The sequence below is a fragment of the Arthrobacter sp. D3-18 genome, from assembly GCF_054408525.1.
Genome location: NZ_CP096440.1, coordinates 2807865 through 2829265 on the forward strand (window position 1 = coordinate 2807865; position 21401 = coordinate 2829265).

At 60.9% G+C, this 21401-nt stretch carries 11 protein-coding genes and 3 rRNA genes; 1 reads left to right on the plus strand and 13 read right to left on the minus strand.

The window, feature by feature from the left end; all coding sequences use genetic code 11:
* Positions 1 to 17: 17 nt before the first annotated feature.
* From pyrG to M1D89_RS15175, 13 genes are all read right to left on the minus strand, one after another.
* The gene (pyrG, locus tag M1D89_RS15115; protein WP_498644680.1) at positions 18 to 1763 is read right to left on the minus strand and encodes a CTP synthase; all 1746 of its coding nucleotides are present in this window, start codon (positions 1761 to 1763) and stop codon (positions 18 to 20) included.
* Positions 1764 to 1908: 145 nt separating this feature from the next.
* Positions 1909 to 3648, minus strand: a complete 1740-nt coding sequence (gene recN / locus M1D89_RS15120; RefSeq protein WP_498644682.1) for a DNA repair protein RecN — start codon at positions 3646 to 3648, stop codon at positions 1909 to 1911.
* A gap of 3 nt (positions 3649 to 3651) precedes the next feature.
* A complete protein-coding gene (locus M1D89_RS15125) occupies positions 3652 to 4692 on the minus strand; it encodes an NAD kinase (RefSeq protein WP_498644684.1) in 1041 nt (346 codons plus the stop codon).
* Positions 4693 to 4704: 12 nt separating this feature from the next.
* Positions 4705 to 5517 carry a TlyA family RNA methyltransferase gene (locus M1D89_RS15130; protein ID WP_498644686.1) on the minus strand — a complete coding sequence of 271 codons (813 nt, stop codon included), beginning with the start codon at positions 5515 to 5517 and terminating at the stop codon, positions 4705 to 4707.
* Positions 5518 to 5520: 3 nt separating this feature from the next.
* Entirely contained in the window at positions 5521 to 5805 is a 285-nt protein-coding gene (locus M1D89_RS15135; RefSeq protein ID WP_498644688.1) for a hypothetical protein, read from the minus strand.
* A gap of 9 nt (positions 5806 to 5814) precedes the next feature.
* Positions 5815 to 6801: an HAD-IIA family hydrolase gene (locus tag M1D89_RS15140; RefSeq protein WP_498644690.1), complete on the minus strand. Its 987-nt coding sequence runs from the start codon at positions 6799 to 6801 to the stop codon at positions 5815 to 5817.
* Positions 6794 to 8755 carry a hypothetical protein gene (locus M1D89_RS15145; protein ID WP_498644692.1) on the minus strand — a complete coding sequence of 654 codons (1962 nt, stop codon included), beginning with the start codon at positions 8753 to 8755 and terminating at the stop codon, positions 6794 to 6796. Before M1D89_RS15145 ends, M1D89_RS15140 begins: the two co-directional genes overlap by 8 nt.
* 331 nt (positions 8756 to 9086) lie before the next feature.
* Positions 9087 to 9203 (minus strand): 5S ribosomal RNA (rrf, locus tag M1D89_RS15150).
* A 150-nt stretch (positions 9204 to 9353) separates the two neighbouring features.
* Positions 9354 to 12496: ribosomal RNA gene (locus M1D89_RS15155) — 23S ribosomal RNA — on the minus strand.
* A gap of 545 nt (positions 12497 to 13041) precedes the next feature.
* Positions 13042 to 14562, minus strand: a 16S ribosomal RNA gene (locus M1D89_RS15160).
* Together the 16S, 23S and 5S rRNA genes form the textbook arrangement of a ribosomal RNA operon.
* Before the next feature lie 836 nt (positions 14563 to 15398).
* Positions 15399 to 16709: a tyrosine--tRNA ligase gene (gene tyrS, locus M1D89_RS15165; protein ID WP_498644694.1), complete on the minus strand. Its 1311-nt coding sequence runs from the start codon at positions 16707 to 16709 to the stop codon at positions 15399 to 15401.
* 37 nt (positions 16710 to 16746) lie between these two features.
* Positions 16747 to 18975: a HelD family protein gene (locus M1D89_RS15170; protein WP_498644696.1), complete on the minus strand. Its 2229-nt coding sequence runs from the start codon at positions 18973 to 18975 to the stop codon at positions 16747 to 16749.
* Between the two features lie 133 nt (positions 18976 to 19108).
* Complete coding sequence (locus tag M1D89_RS15175; RefSeq protein ID WP_498650963.1) at positions 19109 to 19765, minus strand: DNA-3-methyladenine glycosylase; 657 nt, start codon at positions 19763 to 19765, stop codon at positions 19109 to 19111.
* Between the two features lie 95 nt (positions 19766 to 19860).
* On the opposite strand from M1D89_RS15175, the gene M1D89_RS15180 reads away from it, so the two are divergent.
* Positions 19861 to 21351 (plus strand): DNA-3-methyladenine glycosylase 2 family protein, encoded by a 1491-nt coding sequence (locus tag M1D89_RS15180; RefSeq protein WP_498644698.1) that lies wholly within the window; start codon positions 19861 to 19863, stop codon positions 21349 to 21351.
* Positions 21352 to 21401: the final 50 nt, after the last annotated feature.

The window sequence follows — 21401 nt, forward strand, 5'->3', positions numbered from 1 at the left end:
TTCGTTAGTACTTGCGTTTACTTGGCAGCTACCGTGCGGGCACCGGTCTTGGTGGCCACGGGCGCACCTTCACGACGCTCCAAGGCAGCCTTGACCAAACCTGCGAACAGCGGGTGGGGGCGCGTGGGGCGGGAGCTGAGCTCCGGGTGCGCCTGAGTTGCCACGTAGTACGGGTGGACTTCGCGGGGAAGCTCCACATATTCCACGAGCTTGCCGTCAGGTGAAGTACCGGAGAACACCAGGCCCTTGGCAGCGATCTGGTCGCGGTACTTGTTGTTGACCTCGTAGCGGTGCCGGTGACGTTCGCTGACGGTGGTGGTGCCGTAGGTCTCGGCAATGACCGAGCCTTCGTCCAGCTTGGCTTCGTAGAGGCCAAGGCGCATGGTGCCGCCGAGGTCTCCCTTGCCTTCCACGATGTCCAATTGCTCTTCCATGGTGGCAATAACCGGGTACTTCGAGTCGGGCTCGAACTCGCTGGAGGAAGCACCTTCAAGGCCAACCACGTTGCGGGCGTACTCGATCACCATGCACTGCAGGCCCAGGCACAAGCCCAGGACCGGGAGCTTGGTTTCGCGGGCGAACTTCAAGGCGCCAAGCTTGCCTTCCAGGCCGCGGATACCGAAGCCGCCGGGAACGCAAATAGCGTCTACACCAGCCAAGGACTTGGTGGCACCTGCCAGGGTTTCGCACTCGTCCGAGGGGACCCAGCGGATCTTGACCTTGGCTTCGTTGGCAAAACCACCGGCGCGGAGAGCCTCGGTGACCGAGAGGTAGGCGTCCGGGAGGTCGATGTACTTGCCCACAAGGGCAACCTCGACCTCGTGCTTGGGGTTGTGGACAGCTTCAAGCAGCTTGTCCCACTTGCTCCAGTCAACGTCCTTGAACGGCAGATCCAGTGCACGGACAATGTAGGAGTCCAGGCCCTGGGAGTGCAGGGTCTTGGGGATGTCGTAGATGCTGGGAGCGTCAGCGGCGTTAACCACGGCGTCGATGTCAACGTCGCACATGCGGCCGATCTTCTCACGCATGGCATCGGGCACTTCGCGGTCCGAGCGGATCACGATTGCTTCAGGCTGGATACCAATGGAGCGCAGGGCAGCCACGGAATGCTGGGTGGGCTTGGTCTTCAGTTCCTGGGAAGGACCGATGTACGGCACCAGTGAAACGTGCAGGAAAAAGACGTTGTTGCGGCCCACGTCCTGGCGAACCTGGCGTGCGGACTCAAGGAACGGCTGCGACTCGATGTCACCCACCGTGCCACCGATTTCGGTGATGATCACGTCCGGAGCGTTTTTGCCTTCGGCAGGCAGGCGCATGCGGCGCTTGATTTCATCGGTGATGTGGGGAATGACCTGGACGGTATCTCCGAGGTATTCGCCGCGACGTTCCTTGGCGATGACTGTGGAGTAGATCTGGCCCGTTGTGACGTTGGCCGAACCTTCGAGGTTTTCATCGAGGAAGCGCTCGTAGTGTCCGATGTCGAGGTCGGTTTCGGCGCCGTCATCAGTCACGAATACTTCACCGTGCTGGAAGGGGTTCATCGTGCCCGGATCCACGTTCAGATAGGGATCGAGCTTCTGCATAGTTACAGACAAACCACGTGCCCGCAGCAGGTGACCGAGGCTGGAAGCCGTCAGACCCTTACCGAGCGAGGACGCCACACCACCGGTGACGAAGATGTGTTTGGTCGTCTTGGACGAGCCCGGGAACCGGGAATTTACACGGGAATTTGATCGCTGCACCACGGAATTCGAGCTTATCATCAATTACGCCTTCCAAGCGTCTGTTCGGATTCCCCAAATGGTCAATAGTTGCTCACCACCGCATTCCAGGCAAGACCCGGGCGGGATTAAGTGACCGGTGTGATTGTGCTCGCACTAGCCCACGGCGCCTAATCCGCCCGCAACACTAGGCGCGCTGCGGCAGGAGCTTCGCGTCGTCCAGCAATTCCTGGGCGTGCGCCTGTGCACTCTCGGAATCCTCTTGACCTGCCAGCATGCGGGCAAGCTCCTTGACCCGTTCGTCGTCGCTAAGAAGCTGCACGTCGCTGGACGTGAAGCCTGTGGTTGTCTTCCCATCAGCGCCACGTACGGAAGTTTTAGTCACGCGAATGTGTTGATCTGCGAAGGCAGCTACCTGTGGCAGGTGCGTCACCACCAGGACCTGGACGTGCCGGGCGAGCATGGCCAGCCTCCGTCCGATCTCGACGGCGGCACGCCCACCCACGCCGGCGTCCACCTCATCGAAGACGAACGTCGGGACCGGATCCACTGCGGCAAGTACTACCTCGATTGCCAACATGACCCTGGACAGTTCACCGCCGGAGGCACCTTTGCCCAGTGGCCTTGCCGGAGCGCCGGAGTGAGGTTGGAGGAGGAAAGCGATCTCGTCGGTGCCCCACGGGCCCAACACGCCGGTGCCATCCACCTCGATGACCAATGTTGCATCCGCCATCGCCAGGGCCTTCAGCTCCGCGCTCACCCTGGCTGAGAGGTCCTTGGAAGCCTTGAGGCGGGCTTTGGTGATGGCAGCCGCCAGCTTGCGCAGGGTTGCCTCCGCAGACGCCACCTCAGCATCCAAAGACTCGATGCGGCTGGAGTCATCCTGCAACTCGTCCAGGCGTGTCCTGGCTGTAGCTGCCCACTCAAGCACTTCATCAATGCTCGGAGCGTATTTGCGGATCAGCTTGGCAAGGGCAGCGCGGCGTTCCTCGATTTCCGAGAGCCGCTCGGGGCCTTCCGTGTCCAGCGCTGCCTGGTAGCTGGACAACTCGGCTGCGATGTCATTGAGGAGGAAGCCCACCTCGGCCAGCCGGGTTGCTGCGGAGCGAAGTTCCTCGTCGTGCTCCGCCACGTGTTCCAGCGTCCGCTTGGCCGCATCCACCATGGTTGTTGCGTCCCCGGCGTCTCCGAATTCTTCGGCAATGAGCGACTCATGGGCCGCAGCGGCCGCCAAACGCAGTTCTTCCACGTTGGCCAGTTTTACGGCCTCGGCCTTGAGTGTCTCGTCCTCACCGGGCTGGGGATCCACCTCATCGATCTCCTTGAGGGCGGCATCCAAGGACTCAGCCTCCCGCAAACGCTCTCGGGCTTCGCTGCGCAGTGTTTCGAGTTCGGACTGGATGGCCTTCCAGTGGTTGAACAGTTCCTGATACTCCCCCAGCGTCTTGGCGAGGGATGCCCCGGCAAACCTGTCCAAAGCGTGCCGCTGAGCAGTGGCGCTCTTGAGCCGGATCTGGTCTGACTGACCGTGGACCACCACCAGGCTCTCGCCCAATTCAGCCAACACCCCCACCGGTGCCGCGCGTCCGCCAACATAAGCCCGGCTACGCCCGTCCGCGCCCACGGTACGGGCCAGCAATAGCTCAGCAACGCCGTCGAACTCTTCCGCCTCCCCGCCGGCCTCCTTGGCGCGTTCCACCGCACTATGGGTCGGATGGAGCTTCAGCACGGCTTCCGCCGACGCGGATTTGGCTCCGCTCCGAACGGCACCGGCGTCCGAACGGGCGCCAAGAAGAAGTCCGACGGCGGTCACCACCATGGTCTTGCCTGCACCGGTTTCGCCGGTGACGACGCTGAGGCCGGGGCCCAGCGGCAGGGCGGCGTCGGTTATGACGCCGAGGTCACGGATTCGGAGTTCTTCGAGCATGTTTCACTTCGCATTCGTGGGGTCTGATGGCTCACCGTGCCCCAGGTCCAGGGACGTTCCGGAGTCCCGGGGGCTGGGCAACGGTGCCGGTGACAGTGTGCGGATGACGGGGATGGGGCCGGTGTGCACTTCGCCGCTCCGAGGGGCGGGCCCACGCCAGCCGTGAATGGGAAGCTGGAACTTGCGGACAAGCCGGGCCGAGAACGGTGTCTTGTGCGTCCGGGCCAGCCGCACCGGGGTTGCCGAGCGCGTCACTTCAACGCGTGCTCCCGGCGGGAGATCCACGGATCGCCGGCCATCGCACCAGAGGACCCCCAAGGCGTCTGTCCGGTTCATGATTTCGACCGCCAACTTGGAACGGGGTGACACCACCAAGGGCTTGGCAAAAAGTGCGTGTGCACTGATCGGGACGATAACCAAAGCCTCAACCTCAGGCCACACCACGGGGCCACCTGAAGAAAAAGCGTAGGCCGTGGAACCCGTGGGCGTCGCGAGGACAACGCCATCACAGCCGAACGACGTCAAAGGACGCTCGTCAACCTCGGTGACAACCTCCAACATGCGTTCACGGTTGGCCTTCTCAATGGCAGCTTCGTTCAAAGCCCACGTGTGCCAAAACTTCTGGCCCTTGACCCACACCTGGACATCGATGGTCATGCGTTCTTCCACCGTGTACTGGCGGCTGGCTATCCACTCAACCGTCTGGGCCAGATCGGCTCGCTCACTCTCCGCAAGGAAACCCACGTGCCCCAGATTGACGCCCAGCAGCGGGACGTCCACTTCACGGACCAGCTCAGCTGCGCGGAGTATGGTGCCATCGCCGCCCAGGACCATCACCAGTTCCACGTCTTCCAAATTGACGTGATCGTTGAGGATCTCAATGGGCGTATCGAGGGCACCAAAGAATCGTTCGATGTCTGCGAGTTCAGACTTCTGCAGCACGGGAACCAGACCAGAGGCATGCAGTTGCGTACAGGCATCCCACGCTGCGCGGAGCGATTCCTCCCGCCCAGTGTGGGCAAGGACAAGTACACGCCTGCTCATCGGATCTGCTTTCTAGTGGTTCGGCCAGAGTTTCTTGATCAACGCAGCAACGTCCTCGTCCCGCTCTTCGATCTTAGGCAACTCCGTGGACATCCTGCGCGTCATCCACAGGAAGTATTCAACATTTCCGTCCTGCCCGGGAAGCGGACTGGCTGCAAGGTCTTGAAGTTCAAGGCCTGCATCCACTGCTGCGCGGGCCACTTGGGCGACCGCCCGCCGTCGTTCATTCTCTGACGACACCACGCCGGTTCGGCTCAGACGCTCCTTGCCAACCTCAAACTGCGGTTTGACCATAAGGACCAAATCACCGCCCGGCTCGGTGCACTGCGCAAGCGGCCACAGGACCAGCGTCAACGAGATGAAGGACAAATCAGCCACCGTCAGCTGCGCTGGGCCGCCAATCTGCTCCGGCGTCATATACCTGACGTTGAGGCCTTCGTGGACCTCCACCTTGGGATCCTCCCGAAGGTGCGCGACCAGCTGACCGTGCCCCACATCCACAGCCACTACTTCGGCGGCACCTTGCCGCAGCAGGACGTCAGTGAAACCACCCGTGGAGGCACCGGCGTCGAGGCACCGCTTTCCGGAAACCACGACGGCGGGAAACGCCTTCAGCGCACCGGCCAGCTTATGCCCGGCTCGGCTGACGTAGATGTCCTCCAGGTGGGACTCGACATCCAACTCCGTCGTAGCATCCACTTGGTGCGCGGCTTTGACGAGGACATTGCCGCCCGAGCTGACCTTGCCATCACTGATGAGCTTGGCGGCATGGGTACGGGACCTCGCCAGCCCACGGGTGACGAGTTCCTGATCAAGTCTTGGCATGCGTTAGCTGTCGCCTTCCGGGCGGGGATCACTGGGGGTGCTTTTAGGGACTGCCGGAAGTCCGGGTTCGGCGTCCAAAGCTTCCAACAAAGCGTCATGGACGCCGGCGTATAGCTCCCCGTGGTCCGGCACAGGCGATTCCGCGACCTCGCCCAGCAGGCCGAGGGCCTTGTCCACCAGAGGATCGCCCGTGGGGCTTGCAGCGTCAGGCCACTGGACCGCAGATCGCTCCGGTTCAGCATGTTCCAGCTCGGAGTGTTGGGGCCCTGGGTGTTGGGGGTCGGTCATCGCACCAGTCTAGTGATTTCGCCATTCCAGCTGCGGCGCGTATGCCACGTCCGTGTCCGGAACCGCTGCCCACCAGGCAGCGCACGCGGCGCGCCACGCATCGAGGTCGCTCTCAAGGCCAGTCACAGTTACGGTCCCGTCCCCGGCAACTGCAGTGGCAGAACCACAACGGAACGTGCCGCCGTCGCTGCCAATCTCCGGATACGGTGCGTAGAGGCCTTCCAAGTCTGCCAGCAGGTAATCCGGACGTTCATCAGTCCGCGCCGCAATGATGGTGTGCGTGGTGTCCACACCGGTGAGGACGGCCGCCGTCGCAAATCCTGCACGGTTGCCGCCCAGGATGTCGGTGTCCAGACGGTCACCCACAACCAGGGGACGATCTGCGTTCAGCCGTTTTGCCGCAGCGTGGAAAAGGGGGGCTTCGGGCTTACCGGCCACCAAAGGCGTCTTGCCCGTGGCAGCCGCCACCGCGGCGACCAGCGTTCCATTACCCGGTGCCATGCCGCGGGCCTGCGGGATGGACATGTCCGTGTTGGTGGCAAACCACATGGCTCCCCCCGCCACGACATATGACGCCTCGGCCAGATCCTTCCACCCAATCTCCGGGTTGAATCCCTGGACCACCGCAACCGGTGATTCGGCGGCACTGTGCACCGGCTTAAGTCCCACCAATTCGATTTCATGGGCCAAGGCCGCACTGCCAGTAATGAGGACGTGCGCCCCCGCAGGCAGCATGGAAGCCAGAAGCTCCCCTGCCGCCTGGGAGGAACTAACCACTTGATGGTCCTCAGCCGGTGCACCGAGCTCACGCAGATGCGCCGCGACCTGGGCAGGGGTGCGCGAAGCATTGTTTGTCACGTAACCCAGGCCGACGCCTACGGTTTCGAGACGCTGCAATGACTCCACAGCCCCGGGGATGGCGTGCGGTCCTGCATAGACCACTCCATCCAGGTCTGAAAGGACAGCATCAAACGACGAGATCAGTGAATCAGCCATGCTGGGAGTCGGAGCCCTCGTTCTCGGTGTCTTCGTCTTTTGCTTCTGCGTCTTCTTCCGCTGAATCGATGTCAGATTCAGCGTCATCGGATTCGAAGTAATCAGACTCGACATCATCAAGCTCAACGTCATCATGCTCAACATCAGCGGCTGCGGCCTCAACGATGACCGTCTCCGTTTCAGGCTTCACGACGTCGGCGTCCGGGGCCGGCTTCTCGAAGCGCGGCTTACGCGCAGCTGCTTCTTCCTGCTCGTCCCAGCCAAGGTCCAGAATTTCGGGTTCAGCGTAGTCGCCCACACCCAAAGCGTTCTCAGCAACGAGCGCCTGGCGTGCCCACTTCTCCGCTTCCTCGGTGCGACCCACCGCACTGAGAGCTTCAGCGTATGCGCGGAAGAGGCGGGGGCTGTAGGAGAAGGCCCGGTTGATGTCCAGTTGCGGGATCTCAAGCTCGCTGACGGCCGCATCAAACTGCTTGAGGTCCGCACGTGCACCTGAGGCCACGATGGCAAGCTCAACCTTGCCCGGAGCGTCAAGATCCTGGGCTTCGGGAGAACGGACCATGTCAAGGGCGCGATCCGGACGTCCCAAGCCACGCTCGCAGTCAGCCATCACCGGCAAATGCACGTTGGATCCACTGATGCGGCGGTACGTACGGAATTCACGCAGCGCCTCACCATAGTGGCCGGCAGCGTAAGCAGTCAGGCCGACTGCTTCACGCACGGCCGAGAGGCGACCGCCACGGCGGCTTGCGGCCAAGGCGTGCTGGAATGCGAGCTCAGGCTCAATGTCGATCAGGCGGCCAGCCATTACCAGGTGCTTAGCGACCCACCCTGCGCTCTGCTCCTCAAGGGTCTTGATCTGGTGGCCAGTGGCGCGGTCGAGTTCCTTGCCCGTGACGTCCTCGTCAATCTCAGGAGAGCGTTCGCGGTCGGGACGGTTGGCGCTGCGGATGTCCTTGGCGTTGGGGACCCGGGCCGGACGCTCTTCCCACGAACCGCCGCGTTCGTTGCGGTCACCGCCGAAGTTCCGCGGTCCGCGCTCGGGACGATCGCCGAAAGGCTTACGGTCTCCACGGTCGTTGTTGAAGGGACGACGCTCACCATCACGTGCCGGACGGTCATTACGGTCACCGAAGGGCTTGCGGTCGCGGTCACCGCCGAAGGAACGGCGGTCATCGCTGTCGCGGCGGGGGCCATCGAAGTTCCGCGGTCCGCGCTCGGGACGATCGCCGAAAGGCTTACGGTCTCCACGGTCGTTGTTGAAAGGACGACGCTCACCATCACGTGCCGGACGGTCACCACGATCGCCGCGGTCGCCGAACGGCTTGCGGTCGCGGTCGCCGCCGAAGGGACGACGGTCATCGCTGTCGCGGCGGGGGCCATCGAAGTTCCGCGGTCCGCGCTCGGGACGATCGCCGAAAGGCTTACGGTCTCCACGGTCGTTGTTGAAAGGACGACGCTCACCATCACGTGCCGGACGGTCATTACGGTCACCGAAAGGCTTACGGTCACGATCGCCGCCGAAGGAACGGCGCTCTCCGTCGCGTGCCGGACGGTCGTTACGGTCACCGAAAGGCTTACGGTCACGATCGCCGCCGAAGGAACGGCGCTCACCATCACGTGCCGGACGGTCGCCACGGTCGTTGTTGAAGGGGCGACGTTCACCATCGCGTGCCGGACGGTCGTTACGGTCACCGAAAGGCTTACGGTCACGATCGCCGCCGAAGGAACGGCGCTCACCATCACGTGCCGGACGATCGCCACGGTCATTGTTGAAGGGGCGACGCTCACCATCACGTGCCGGACGGTCATTCCCGTCCCGGTTCTCCCTGGAACGGAAGCCTCGGGGGTCTCCGCCGGAATTATTGTTGGCGCGGTACGAACCGCGGTCATCCCGGTTCCCTCCGAAGTTTCCGCGATTGCCGCCGCGATTGCCGCCGTTGTGCTCAGCCATGGTGGATTCCTCCTGTTGCGAGCCGACCACTGGCGCGTGCGTAGTCGCTCATAACCCTTATTTCGTTGTCACGCCGCCGGCAGCACTCGTCTGCCGACTCGTATATCTGTTTCAATTCTATTCGACCCCGCCACAGCGACCGAACGCCGGAAGCAACTTTGGGGCGTCCCGTGGCAAGTCTCACAAGCCTCGAACACCTGAAACACCGCGCAGCAATGGCTGCGTTTGGGTGTGGGACCAGCCACCACTGCCAAGCAAATGAGTGTGAAGGGTGGTTGTTAAATGCGGGGAGCCCCGACCTTCGTGGTCGGGGCTCCCCGGTTTAATGGTTGTCCGGCGGTGTCCTACTCTCCCACACCCTCCCGGGTGCAGTACCATCGGCGCTGTGGGTCTTAGCTTCCGGGTTCGGAATGGGACCGGGCGTTTCCCCCACGCTATGACCGCCGTAACCTTGTTACCCGTCCCCCCGTGCCGTTTGTGGCGTTGGGGGTGGGAAATCTGTTGTGGTTACAACTGTGGTGTTGTGTATTCAGTTGTGTTTGGTTCCTGGAACGGTTGTTGTTCGGGAACCACATAGTGGACGCGTGCAGTGTGTTGTGTGGTGTAAGTTGTTGGCCTATTAGTACCGGTCAGCTTCACGAGTCTTTAGTCCTCGCTTCCACATCCGGCCTATCAACCCAGTGGTCTGGCTGGGGGCCTCTCACACATGATGTGTATGGAAATCTCATCTTGAAGCGAGCTTCCCGCTTAGATGCTTTCAGCGGTTATCCCATCCGAACGTAGCTAATCAGCGATGCACTTGGCAGTACAACTGACACACCAGAGGTTCGTCCGTCCCGGTCCTCTCGTACTAAGGACAGCCCTTCTCAAATTTCCTGCGCGCGCAGCGGATAGGGACCGAACTGTCTCACGACGTTCTAAACCCAGCTCGCGTACCGCTTTAATGGGCGAACAGCCCAACCCTTGGGACCTACTCCAGCCCCAGGATGCGACGAGCCGACATCGAGGTGCCAAACCATGCCGTCGATATGGACTCTTGGGCAAGATCAGCCTGTTATCCCCGAGGTACCTTTTATCCGTTGAGCGACGGCCATTCCACAATGTACCGCCGGATCACTAGTCCCGACTTTCGTCCCTGCTTGAGATGTCTCTCTCACAGTCAAGCTCCCTTGTGCACTTACACTCGACACCTGATTGCCAACCAGGCTGAGGGAACCTTTGGGCGCCTCCGTTACTTTTTAGGAGGCAACCGCCCCAGTTAAACTACCCATCAGGCACTGTCCCTGACCCGGATCACGGGCCGAAGTTAGATGTCCAAAGTGACCAGAGTGGTATTTCAACGATGACTCCACCCGAACTGGCGTCCGGGTTTCAACGTCTCCCACCTATCCTACACAAGCCACTCCGAACACCAATACCAAACTATAGTAAAGGTCTCGGGGTCTTTCCGTCCTGCTGCGCGTAACGAGCATCTTTACTCGTACTGCAATTTCGCCGAGTTTATGGTTGAGACAGCGGGGAAGTCGTTACTCCATTCGTGCAGGTCGGAACTTACCCGACAAGGAATTTCGCTACCTTAGGATGGTTATAGTTACCACCGCCGTTTACTGGGGCTTAAATTCTCAGCTTCGCCCGCAAGGGGCTAACCGGTCCTCTTAACCTTCCAGCACCGGGCAGGAGTCAGTCCGTATACATCGTCTTGCGACTTCGCACGGACCTGTGTTTTTAGTAAACAGTCGCTTCCCCCTGGTCTCTGCGGCCCACACCCGCTCACGGAGAGCAAGTCTCCATCACGGGGCAGGCCCCCCTTCTCCCGAAGTTACGGGGGCATTTTGCCGAGTTCCTTAACCATAATTCTCTCGATCGCCTTGGTATTCTCTACCTGATCACCTGTGTCGGTTTGGGGTACGGGCGGCTAAAACCTCGCGTCGATGCTTTTCTTGGCAGCATAGGATCACCGGATCCCCCCATACGGGGGTCCCATCAGATCTCAGGAACGTGCTCGAAGCACACAGGAACGGATTTGCCTATCCCTGACCCTACATCCTTAGACCGGGGCAACCATCGCCCGGCCCGGCTACCTTCCTGCGTCACACCTGTTAATACGCTTACCTCCCGGGATCAGGTCCCGCGCTCGGCCAAAACCCACAACACCACAAGGGTGAGCGGGCAGGCTCCGGGCGGTTAGTATCCCCCGCTTGGCATGGGCGGTTTTTCGCCGGTACGGGAATATCAACCCGTTGTCCATCGACTACGCCTGTCGGCCTCGCCTTAGGTCCCGACTTACCCAGGGCAGATTAGCTTGACCCTGGAACCCTTGATCATTCGGCGGACGGGTTTCTCACCCGTCTTTCGCTACTCATGCCTGCATTCTCACTCGTGTAGGCTCCACCGCTGGTTTCCACCGCGACTTCACTGCCCACACGACGCTCCCCTACCACTCCACACCCCTGAACCACGAAGGCTAGGGCATTATGTGAAATCCACAACTTCGGCGGTGTACTTGAGCCCCGCTACATTGTCGGCGCGGAATCACTTGACCAGTGAGCTATTACGCACTCTTTCAAGGATGGCTGCTTCTAAGCCAACCTCCTGGTTGTCTTCGCAACTCCACATCCTTTCCCACTTAGCACACGCTTAGGGGCCTTAGTTGGTGGTCTGGGCTGTTTCCCTCTCGACTATGAAGCTTATCCCCCACAGTCTCACTGCTGCGCTCTGACTTACCGGCATTCGGAGTTTGGCTGACGTCAGTAACCTTGTAGGGCCCATCGGCCATCCAGTAGCTCTACCTCCGGCAAGAAACACGCAACGCTGCACCTAAATGCATTTCGGGGAGAACCAGCTATCACGGAGTTTGATTGGCCTTTCACCCCTACCCACAGCTCATCCCCTCCATTTTCAACTGAAGTGGGTTCGGTCCTCCACGACGTCTTACCGTCGCTTCAACCTGGCCATGGGTAGATCACTCCGCTTCGGGTCTAGATCACGCCACTACACTCGCCCTATTCAGACTCGCTTTCGCTACGGCTACCCCACACGGGTTAACCTCGCGACGTAACACTAACTCGCAGGCTCATTCTTCAAAAGGCACGCCGTCACAACTACAAGGCTGCTCCGACGGATTGTAAGCACACGGTTTCAGGTACTGTTTCACTCCCCTCCCGGGGTACTTTTCACCTTTCCCTCACGGTACTGGTCCGCTATCGGTCATTAGGAAGTATTTAGGCTTATCAGGTGGTCCTGACAGATTCGCACGGGATTTCTCGGGCCCCGTGCTACTTGGGATACTCCCCAGGCCGTGCACAACATTACGGTTACGGGGCTCACACCCTCTCTGGCCGGCCTTTCAAGACCGTTCACCTATGCCTGCACCTCACCTCACTGGTCCGGCAGAACCAGAACGGAAAGTCCCACAACCCCGCCCATGCAACGCCCGCCGGCTATCACACATGGAAACGGTTTAGCCTGATCCGCGTTCGCTCGCCACTACTAACGGAATCACTATTGTTTTCTCTTCCTGCGGGTACTGAGATGTTTCACTTCCCCGCGTTCCCCCCACGCACCCTATGTGTTCAGATGCGGGTCACACAATCACCTTGCAGCGTTGTGCGGGGTTTCCCCATTCGGACATCCTGGGATCAACGCTCGGTTATCAACTCCCCCAGGCTTATCGCAGATTCCTACGTCCTTCTTCGGCTCCTAATGCCAAGGCATCCACCGTGTGCCCTTAAAAACTTGACCACACAAGATCAATAAACTTACTCGAGAGAACCATGACCACAAGGGCCAGGTTCATTCATAAGAAATTGCTGTAAGAACACACACACCAACCGCCAAAAAGGGGCCAGCCACGTGTGTGTTCTAGATGCTCGCGTCCACTATGTAGTTCTCAAACAACAACCCCGTCAACCAGACCACCACCACCCCGCAAAACGGGGACACGATGGTAAGTACCGGAAGCAGGAACAAAAGAAACACCAGAAGATGCTCTCTGCATTGCTGCAAAAAGGTCCTGTTGCCTCAGGACCCAACAGTGCGCCAAACACAACCCCACACACACCACGCCCCGACGCGTTCCACACAACACCACACCCCCCAAAAGGGACACAGGATTGCCGTACTGGCACCAGGACACAACCGGTGAAGGCCATGCCAAACAAGTTTGATTCGTTGATATTCCACCCATGAGCACCCACCGCAGAACAGACGCCTGCGCAATGGGCAACACTGACAACCACTCACATATCCGCATGCACGGACACCAGCAGTTGCTAGCAGCTCCTTAGAAAGGAGGTGATCCAGCCGCACCTTCCGGTACGGCTACCTTGTTACGACTTAGTCCCAATCGCCGGTCCCACCTTCGACGGCTCCCCCCACAAGGGTTAGGCCACCGGCTTCGGGTGTTACCAACTTTCGTGACTTGACGGGCGGTGTGTACAAGGCCCGGGAACGTATTCACCGCAGCGTTGCTGATCTGCGATTACTAGCGACTCCGACTTCATGGGGTCGAGTTGCAGACCCCAATCCGAACTGAGACCGGCTTTTTGGGATTAGCTCCACCTCACAGTATCGCAACCCTTTGTACCGGCCATTGTAGCATGCGTGAAGCCCAAGACATAAGGGGCATGATGATTTGACGTCGTCCCCACCTTCCTCCGAGTTGACCCCGGCAGTCTCCTATGAGTCCCCGCCATAACGCGCTGGCAACATAGAACGAGGGTTGCGCTCGTTGCGGGACTTAACCCAACATCTCACGACACGAGCTGACGACAACCATGCACCACCTGTAAACCGACCGCAAGCGGGGCACCTGTTTCCAGGTCTTTCCGGTTCATGTCAAGCCTTGGTAAGGTTCTTCGCGTTGCATCGAATTAATCCGCATGCTCCGCCGCTTGTGCGGGCCCCCGTCAATTCCTTTGAGTTTTAGCCTTGCGGCCGTACTCCCCAGGCGGGGCACTTAATGCGTTAGCTACGGCGCGGAAAACGTGGAATGTCCCCCACACCTAGTGCCCAACGTTTACGGCATGGACTACCAGGGTATCTAATCCTGTTCGCTCCCCATGCTTTCGCTCCTCAGCGTCAGTTACAGCCCAGAGACCTGCCTTCGCCATCGGTGTTCCTCCTGATATCTGCGCATTTCACCGCTACACCAGGAATTCCAGTCTCCCCTACTGCACTCTAGTCTGCCCGTACCCACTGCAGAACCGGAGTTGAGCCCCGGTCTTTCACAGCAGACGCGACAAACCGCCTACGAGCTCTTTACGCCCAATAATTCCGGATAACGCTTGCGCCCTACGTATTACCGCGGCTGCTGGCACGTAGTTAGCCGGCGCTTCTTCTGCAGGTACCGTCACTTTCGCTTCTTCCCTACTGAAAGAGGTTTACAACCCGAAGGCCGTCATCCCTCACGCGGCGTCGCTGCATCAGGCTTGCGCCCATTGTGCAATATTCCCCACTGCTGCCTCCCGTAGGAGTCTGGGCCGTGTCTCAGTCCCAGTGTGGCCGGTCACCCTCTCAGGCCGGCTACCCGTCGTCGCCTTGGTAGGCCATTACCCCACCAACAAGCTGATAGGCCGCGAGTCCATCCAAAACCACAAAAGCTTTCCACCACCATGACATGCGCCAGATGGTCGTATCCGGTATTAGACCCAGTTTCCCAGGCTTATCCCAGAGTCAAGGGCAGGTTACTCACGTGTTACTCACCCGTTCGCCACTAATCCCCCAGCAAGCTGGGATCATCGTTCGACTTGCATGTGTTAAGCACGCCGCCAGCGTTCATCCTGAGCCAGGATCAAACTCTCCGTTGAAGTAAAACAAAACCAAACAGACACAACCACACCCACCGGAAATAACGGTAGAACGCGGCTGCACAAAATTCGAAACCAGCTGAAAACCAGACCACCACACACGGGGGTGCGCACCAACCTGGCCATAATTTCAACCAATTGTAAAACAATCGGTATCAACAAACTTGGCACACTATTGAGTTCTCAAACAACAGACACACCCGGCACCACCAAACCCCACACAAGGGGCCAGGATCGCTCCGGAGCAACTTTTCAAACTTACCCGAACCAGCCGCACAAAGCAAACCAAACCTCGGGCCTTCCCCACCAACCAGAAGCACACAAAATGCACTACCGGAACCGGTGAATTGAATGGGAGTCGGTCGCTATCTTTCCGCATCAGCGGCGGCGACTCGAATAACTTTACACGCGCCCAACCCCCACACCAAATCCACCCCAACACCACCCAAAACCTCCGCAAACACAAGGAAAACAACCCCCACAAACCCCGAAAGGAACCCAAAACAGCAACCACAGATTTCAGTGAAGCCCGTCACACCGCTCAAACCGGGTGCTGAGAATGCGTTGAGCCCAAACCCGAGGGACCTGAGAGAGGGATCAGCCCAAACCCGAGGGAAGTGAGCGAGGGTCAAGCCCAAACCCGAGGGAAGTGAGAGAGCGTCGAAGGGAGGCGGCAGCCCGCGTCCACGCGACGAAGGAGCGAGTGCGCCGAGGACGACCGCCGCCGCTGGCAAGTAACCAGCCCGGCACCCGCAGGTAAGCACGCTTAAACCCAGAAGGGGTCGGCAACCATAACGGTTACCGACCCCTTTCGGAACTGGACTATTGAGGAATGCCTATGCCGAGACTTCGATGGTGGCCAGGTTCTTCTTGCCGCGGCGGAGGAGCAAATAACGGCCGTGAAGCAGTTCATCGCGGGCGATGACGGCGTCGGGATCGGACACCTTGGTGTTGTTCACGTACGCACCGCCCTCGCCAACTGTTCGACGAGCAGCCGACTTGCTGTCCGAGAGCCCCGAGGCGACCAAGAGGTCGATGATGCCAAGTCCGTCGGCGCCAACGGTCGCGGAGGGAAGTTCCGCAGTTGCTGCTTCGAGGGTGCGCTCATCCAGTACCGTGAGGTCGCCGTTGCCGAAAAGCGCAGCCGAAGCGGCAATGACTTTCTCGGTTGCGTCGACGCCGTGGACCAAGGAAGTCACTTCGAAGGCGAGCTTCTTCTGGCCTTCACGGGCAAACGGGCGCTCAGCAACAGACTGGCCAAGCTCTTCAATTTCCGCACGTGAAAGGAAAGTGAAGACCTTCAGCCGATCAACCACATCGGCATCAGCAGTGTTAAGCCAGAACTGGTAGAACGTGTACGGGCTGCACATGTCCGGGTCCAGCCAGATGGCGTTGCCTTCGCTCTTGCCGAACTTGGTGCCGTCCGAGTTGGTGATGAGCGGCGTGCCCAGGGCATGGACGCTCTTGCCTTCCACCTTGCGGATGAGCTCGGTGCCGCTGGTGAGGTTGCCCCATTGGTCCGAGCCACCGGTCTGCAAGGCGCAGCCGTAGTCGCGGAAGAGCTGGAGGTAGTCCATGCCCTGCAGGATCTGGTAGCTGAACTCTGTGTAACTGATGCCTTCATCAGAGTTCAGGCGTGATGCCACGGCATCCTTGCGGAGCATGGTGCCCACGCGGAAGTGCTTGCCGATCTCGCGGAGGAAGTCGATGGCGCTGAGCGGTGCCGTCCAGTCCAGGTTATTGACCATGCGGGCCGGGTTCCCGCCCTCGAAACTGAGGAAGCGTCGCACCTGGCCCTGAAGGTAGCCAACCCACTCTGCGACGGTGTCCTTGGTGTTCAAGGTTCGTTCCGCCGTCGGACGGGGGTCACCGATCAGACCGGTGGAACCGCCCACCAAACCGAGCGGCTTGTGGCCGGCCAACTGCAGGCGACGCATCACCAGCAACTGCACGAGGTTACCCAGGTGCAGTGACGGCGCAGTGGGATCGAAGCCACAGTAATACGTGATCGGGTCCCCGGCGAGCAGCTTTTCCAGTTCAGTTTCATCAGTGGAAACGTGGACAAGGCCGCGCCATTTGAGCTCCTGCCAGACGTTGGCAAAGGCGGGATCGTTGTGCTGGGACTCGAGGTTGTTTACGTGTGACACGAGATCTAAGTTAGCAGGATTGATGGTTCGGTTTTTCCTACCGCTCGATGCCGGCGGGTACCGGCGCGGCTGCGATGAGGCGCAGGCGTTGCGTGGCACGGGTCATGGCAACATAGAGATCGCCCACCTTGCCATGCTCGTGGTTCAGCATGGCAGCCGGTTCCAGAACCACAACACCGTCGAATTCCAGGCCCTTGGCTTCCTTGGGACTGATCACCACGATGTCTTGCTGGTAGCTGCCCGCGCCGCTGCCGATGCGGCGTCCGTAGACCTCACGCAGCGCGGCCGTGGCCTGCGGCAGCAGCGGTCCGTCGGCGATGACAGCCAGCAAGCCGCCGTCGATCGCTTCAATTTCCTCCGGCAGGACCTCAACCAAGCGCTTCACGATGCCGTCAGCCTCCACATGATCAACGATGGGCGACCATTTGCCTTCGCGGACGGCCTTGGGGGCCGAGACGACGAGGCCAGCGCGGTTAGCCATGCGGACAGCTGCTTCGGCAATCTGCGACGGCGTGCGGTAGTTCACGGTAAGTTCCTCCAGCGTCCAGCGGTCACCGAACGACGGCGCCAGCGCGCTTTGCCACGAATTGGCACCGGCCGCTGCACTCGTTTGGGCGATATCGCCCACGATGGTGAAGGACTTCAGCGGGCAACGCCGCACCAGGAGCCGCCACTGCATGGGCGAGAGTTCCTGAGCCTCGTCAACCACGATGTGGCCGAAGGCCCACGACCGATCACTCGTTGCGCGTTCGGCGGCAGTCAGCCGCCCTTCGCGTTCCTGGTTCTGTTCAGCAAGCTCTTCGGCCGTCACCAGTACGTCCACGCCCATCGCTTCCATGTTGTCGAGGGTCTGCTTGGCGTTGGCGAGATCGCGGGCACGGTCGGCTTCCTGCTGCGCCAATCCCCTGCCGGCGGCTGGATCCAGTTCACCCAACAACTCTGCGGCCTCATCGAGCAACGGAACATCCGCTTCCGTCCAAGGAGCATCCACGGGACGCTGCAGCAGGGCGCGCTGTTCCGCAGTCAGGTGCGGCGTGCACGCTTCGAGGATGGCCGGCTTGCTGAAGAGTTCAGAGATGAGCTTCTCCGGCGTCATGGGCATCCAGCAGAGGTTCAGCGCAATGCGTACGTCGCGGGCAGACCGAACGTCTTCCGCCAGATAGGCGCGATCGGCGTTGTTGCCGATGTTGCCTTCCTCCACGAGGTCCGTCAGCTGTTCCGTGAGCTCACGCAGGAGGATCTTGACGAACGTGAGCCGCGCTTCGTTGTGGGGCTTTCCTGTGGCACGGGCCTTTTCCCGAGCCCGGCGAACCTGGCGGACAGTCAGTGTCAGCTTCCGCGAATCAACTTCGAGGATGCGGTCTTCCGCAGGCGTCCGCTGCCGGTTTGCCACGGCATTTGCCACCACGGTTGCCATGTCCAGCTTGCCCTTGAGGGCGGCGACATCAGCATCTTCCTCGGGAATGGCGTGGATACCGGGCATGAGGCGTCCCAGACTGGCCATGACCACACCGGTCTCACCGAGCGATGGCAACACTCGTTCGATGTAGTGCATGAAGGAGGACGACGGGCCCACGAGTAGGACGCCGGCGCTCTTGAGCCGCTCACGGTGCGTGTACAGCAGGTAGGCGGCACGGTGCAGGGCCACGGCGGTCTTCCCTGTTCCGGGACCGCCCTGGACTACCAGCGCACCGGAAATGGAAGAACGGATGATCCGGTCCTGCTCGGACTGGATGGTGCCCACGATGTCCGACATGCGGCCCGTGCGCTTGGAATTCAGCGCAGCCAGCAGGGCGCCTTCGCCCTGCAGGGAGTCGTTGTCCGCGAGCATCCCTGCGTCCAGGACGTCGTCTTCAATCGCTTTTACGTCACGCCCCTGAAGGATCAGGTGGCGACGACGGCGCACGCCTTGACGGTCGAACGCGGTCGCCTGGTAAAAGTGGCCGGCTTCCGGGGCACGCCAGTCGACCATGAGCCGCTGCAGTTCGGCTGTTGAAAGCCCGATGCGCCCAATGTATTGGGCCTCTCCGGAATCGAGATCCAGACGGCCGAAGACCAGACGGTCGTCCACGGCGTCGAGCTGGGCAAGGCGGTCTTCGTACAGTGCCGCGAACGCGTCCCGCTCTGAGACGTTCTGCATGGTTCCCACCGCGCCGGCCTTGCGCACCTGCGCCAGCTGGGCGCGCTTTTCGGCGCGCAGCTCATCGAGCCGGGCATACAGCCCGGCAACATATTCCTGCTCGTGGACCAAATCAGCGTCGTGCATCGAACCGTAACCCCTATCGCAAAAGACAGACCGTCCATTCTACAGCGATTTTGGTAAACGTGTGGGGTACAGGTCATATGGCGGGCTGCGTCACAAAAAGTTCATGCGTCGCTGAACCAACAACGCCGGAAAGTCACCCAGCTGCGCTGCGGGTCCGGGGACGGGCAGCCTTGTACCTGGACACGGTGGGATCGTCCTCAATCCAAAACCGCCAAGGATATTCAGTGCTTCCGCCTGGACCTGCAACACCCACGCGCGGTCCGCTGGCGACGGCCGCGGCGGGTGTCCCCGGCAACCACAGGCTGAACGGTGAGGCGAGCGCGTCACGGCCAGTATCCGCCGTCGTGAGTCCCAGCGCGGAGGCAAGCCTGGCAGGTCCACTGGCCAGGTCCTTGTGCGCCTTCGAGGCGGGCCTGCGAAGGGCAGCCAGATCTTCCCCGTCGACGATCTCCCCGGCCCGCAGGAGCAGCGCGGACGGTGAGCCGTCAGGACCGCAGACGATGTTGGCGCAGTAATGCATGCCGTAGGTGAAGTAGACGTACAGGAAACCCGGCGGCCCGAACATTGGTGCATTCCGGGCGGTAGGACCACCGAAGGTGTGGGAACCGGGGTCGGGATGCTCTGAATCGCGTGGGCCCATATAGGCCTCCACCTCTGTGAGCCTGACCGAAACTGAACCAGCCTCTGAGTGGTGGGTGAGTACCGCGCCAAGTATCAGCGGGGCGATGACACGGGGATCACCCTCAAGGAACTTGCGCACTTCAGACGGGCTGTTGATTCCGTTGTCCATGGACGAGCTCATGAGCAGACCCTAGCAAAAAACCATCGAACGGCCATGTCCGATTTCCGCTAGCAAGGGCTTCGGACGGCTGGCAGGATGAAGCCATGGACTTCTGGCAGCGATACCGGGCGATCGACGCCCGCGACACCCGGTTTGATGGTCAATTCTTCACTGCCGTCAGCTCCACCGGCATCTACTGCCGACCGTCATGCCCTGCCCGAACGCCCAAAGCTGAGAACGTCACCTTCTACGAAACCTCCGCAGCCGCCCATGAGGCCGGGTATCGCGCCTGCAAGCGATGCCTGCCCGAAGCGGTCCCCGGAACGCCCGCGTGGAACATCCGTTCCGACATTGCGGGACGCGCGATGAGATTGATTAACGACGGCGTCATCACTCGGGAGGGCGTCGACGGCCTCGCACACCGACTGGGCTACTCCGCGCGGCAGCTCAACCGCATTCTCAGCAACGAACTCGGCGCGGGTCCCCTCTCACTGGCACGGGCAAGCAGGGCGCAGACCGCCAGGACCTTGCTGGTCTCCACCGACATGCTCCTGGCCGACGTGGCGTTCGCGTCAGGGTTCAATAGCGTGCGGCAATTCAACGACACCATCGGCGAGGTGTTCGCAATGACCCCGACGGCGGTACGCGCCACGGGGGCGAAGTCCGGCAATCGCCGAGGTACCGGGGCAGCTGGGCCGGCGCCATCCGCGCTGACTCTCAACCTGCCTTACAGGGAACCCTTTGATCCGGGCATTTTCGACTTCCTGGCAGTTCGTGCGGTACCGGGCATCGAAAGAGCAACAACTGACAATGAAGGTGGCAGGACGTACGCCCGCACTCTCCGCCTCCCGCGAGGTAGCGCATCCGTTTCGGTTACCTTCAGCCCCTCATCCCCCGGCAAACCGTTGCAACTCACAGCCACGGCTGTGGACCTGCACGACCTCCCGGCACTGTTGAGCCGGGTCCGCAGGCTATTCGACCTGGACGCCGATCCGCAGGCGATCGATGACGCCCTGGCAGCGGATCCGAGGCTTACGGCTAGCGTCGCCGCGCTCCCGGGGATGCGAGTGCCGGGGGCTGTGGATCCCCAGGAACTGCTCATTCGGGCAATGATCGGACAGCAGATCACCGTCGCCGCTGCCCGAACTGCCCTTATCCAGTTGTCGGCGGCCGGATCCTCCGTCGATGGCGCTGATCCAGACCTGGATCGACTATTTCCGACAGCAGCAGAACTCGCCGAACACGGGCGCTCCTTACTCCGAGGACCACAGCGCCGCATCGACTCCATCGTGGCCGCCGCCGAGGCCATGGCCAGTGGGGCACTTGACTTCGGCTACGGCGACGATCCGGCCAGCCTCGAAAGCAAACTGCTTCCCTTGCCGGGCGTGGGGCCCTGGACAGCGGGATATGTTGCCATGCGGGTCCTTGGCGCTCCGGATGTGTTCCTGGCCAATGACGCGGCAGTAAGGAACGGCGTGAAGGCGCTGCCCGCGGGCCTGGGACTCAGCGCAGACTTCAGGGAGGTCAGCCCCTGGCGTTCGTACGCCACCATGCACCTGTGGCGGGCAGCCGCGGTGAAGCTCAAGGACAAATAGCTCCCTGAAGGTGCGAGAGCGACCGGCTCAAACCCGAGGGACGTGAGCGA

Bases quoted from the DNA above. Each gene is read 5' to 3' on its own strand.
- pyrG (WP_498644680.1), bottom strand. From the start codon at position 1,763: ATGATAAGCTCGAATTCCGTGGTGCAGCGATCAAATTCCCGTGTAAAT.
- recN (WP_498644682.1), bottom strand. From the start codon at position 3,648: ATGCTCGAAGAACTCCGAATCCGTGACCTCGGCGTCATAACCGACGCC.
- M1D89_RS15125 (WP_498644684.1), bottom strand. From the start codon at position 4,692: ATGAGCAGGCGTGTACTTGTCCTTGCCCACACTGGGCGGGAGGAATCG.
- M1D89_RS15130 (WP_498644686.1), bottom strand. From the start codon at position 5,517: ATGCCAAGACTTGATCAGGAACTCGTCACCCGTGGGCTGGCGAGGTCC.
- M1D89_RS15135 (WP_498644688.1), bottom strand. From the start codon at position 5,805: ATGACCGACCCCCAACACCCAGGGCCCCAACACTCCGAGCTGGAACAT.
- M1D89_RS15140 (WP_498644690.1), bottom strand. From the start codon at position 6,801: ATGGCTGATTCACTGATCTCGTCGTTTGATGCTGTCCTTTCAGACCTG.
- M1D89_RS15145 (WP_498644692.1), bottom strand. From the start codon at position 8,755: ATGGCTGAGCACAACGGCGGCAATCGCGGCGGCAATCGCGGAAACTTC.
- M1D89_RS15170 (WP_498644696.1), bottom strand. From the start codon at position 18,975: ATGCACGACGCTGATTTGGTCCACGAGCAGGAATATGTTGCCGGGCTG.
- M1D89_RS15175 (WP_498650963.1), bottom strand. From the start codon at position 19,765: ATGGACAACGGAATCAACAGCCCGTCTGAAGTGCGCAAGTTCCTTGAG.
- M1D89_RS15180 (WP_498644698.1), top strand. From the start codon at position 19,861: ATGGACTTCTGGCAGCGATACCGGGCGATCGACGCCCGCGACACCCGG.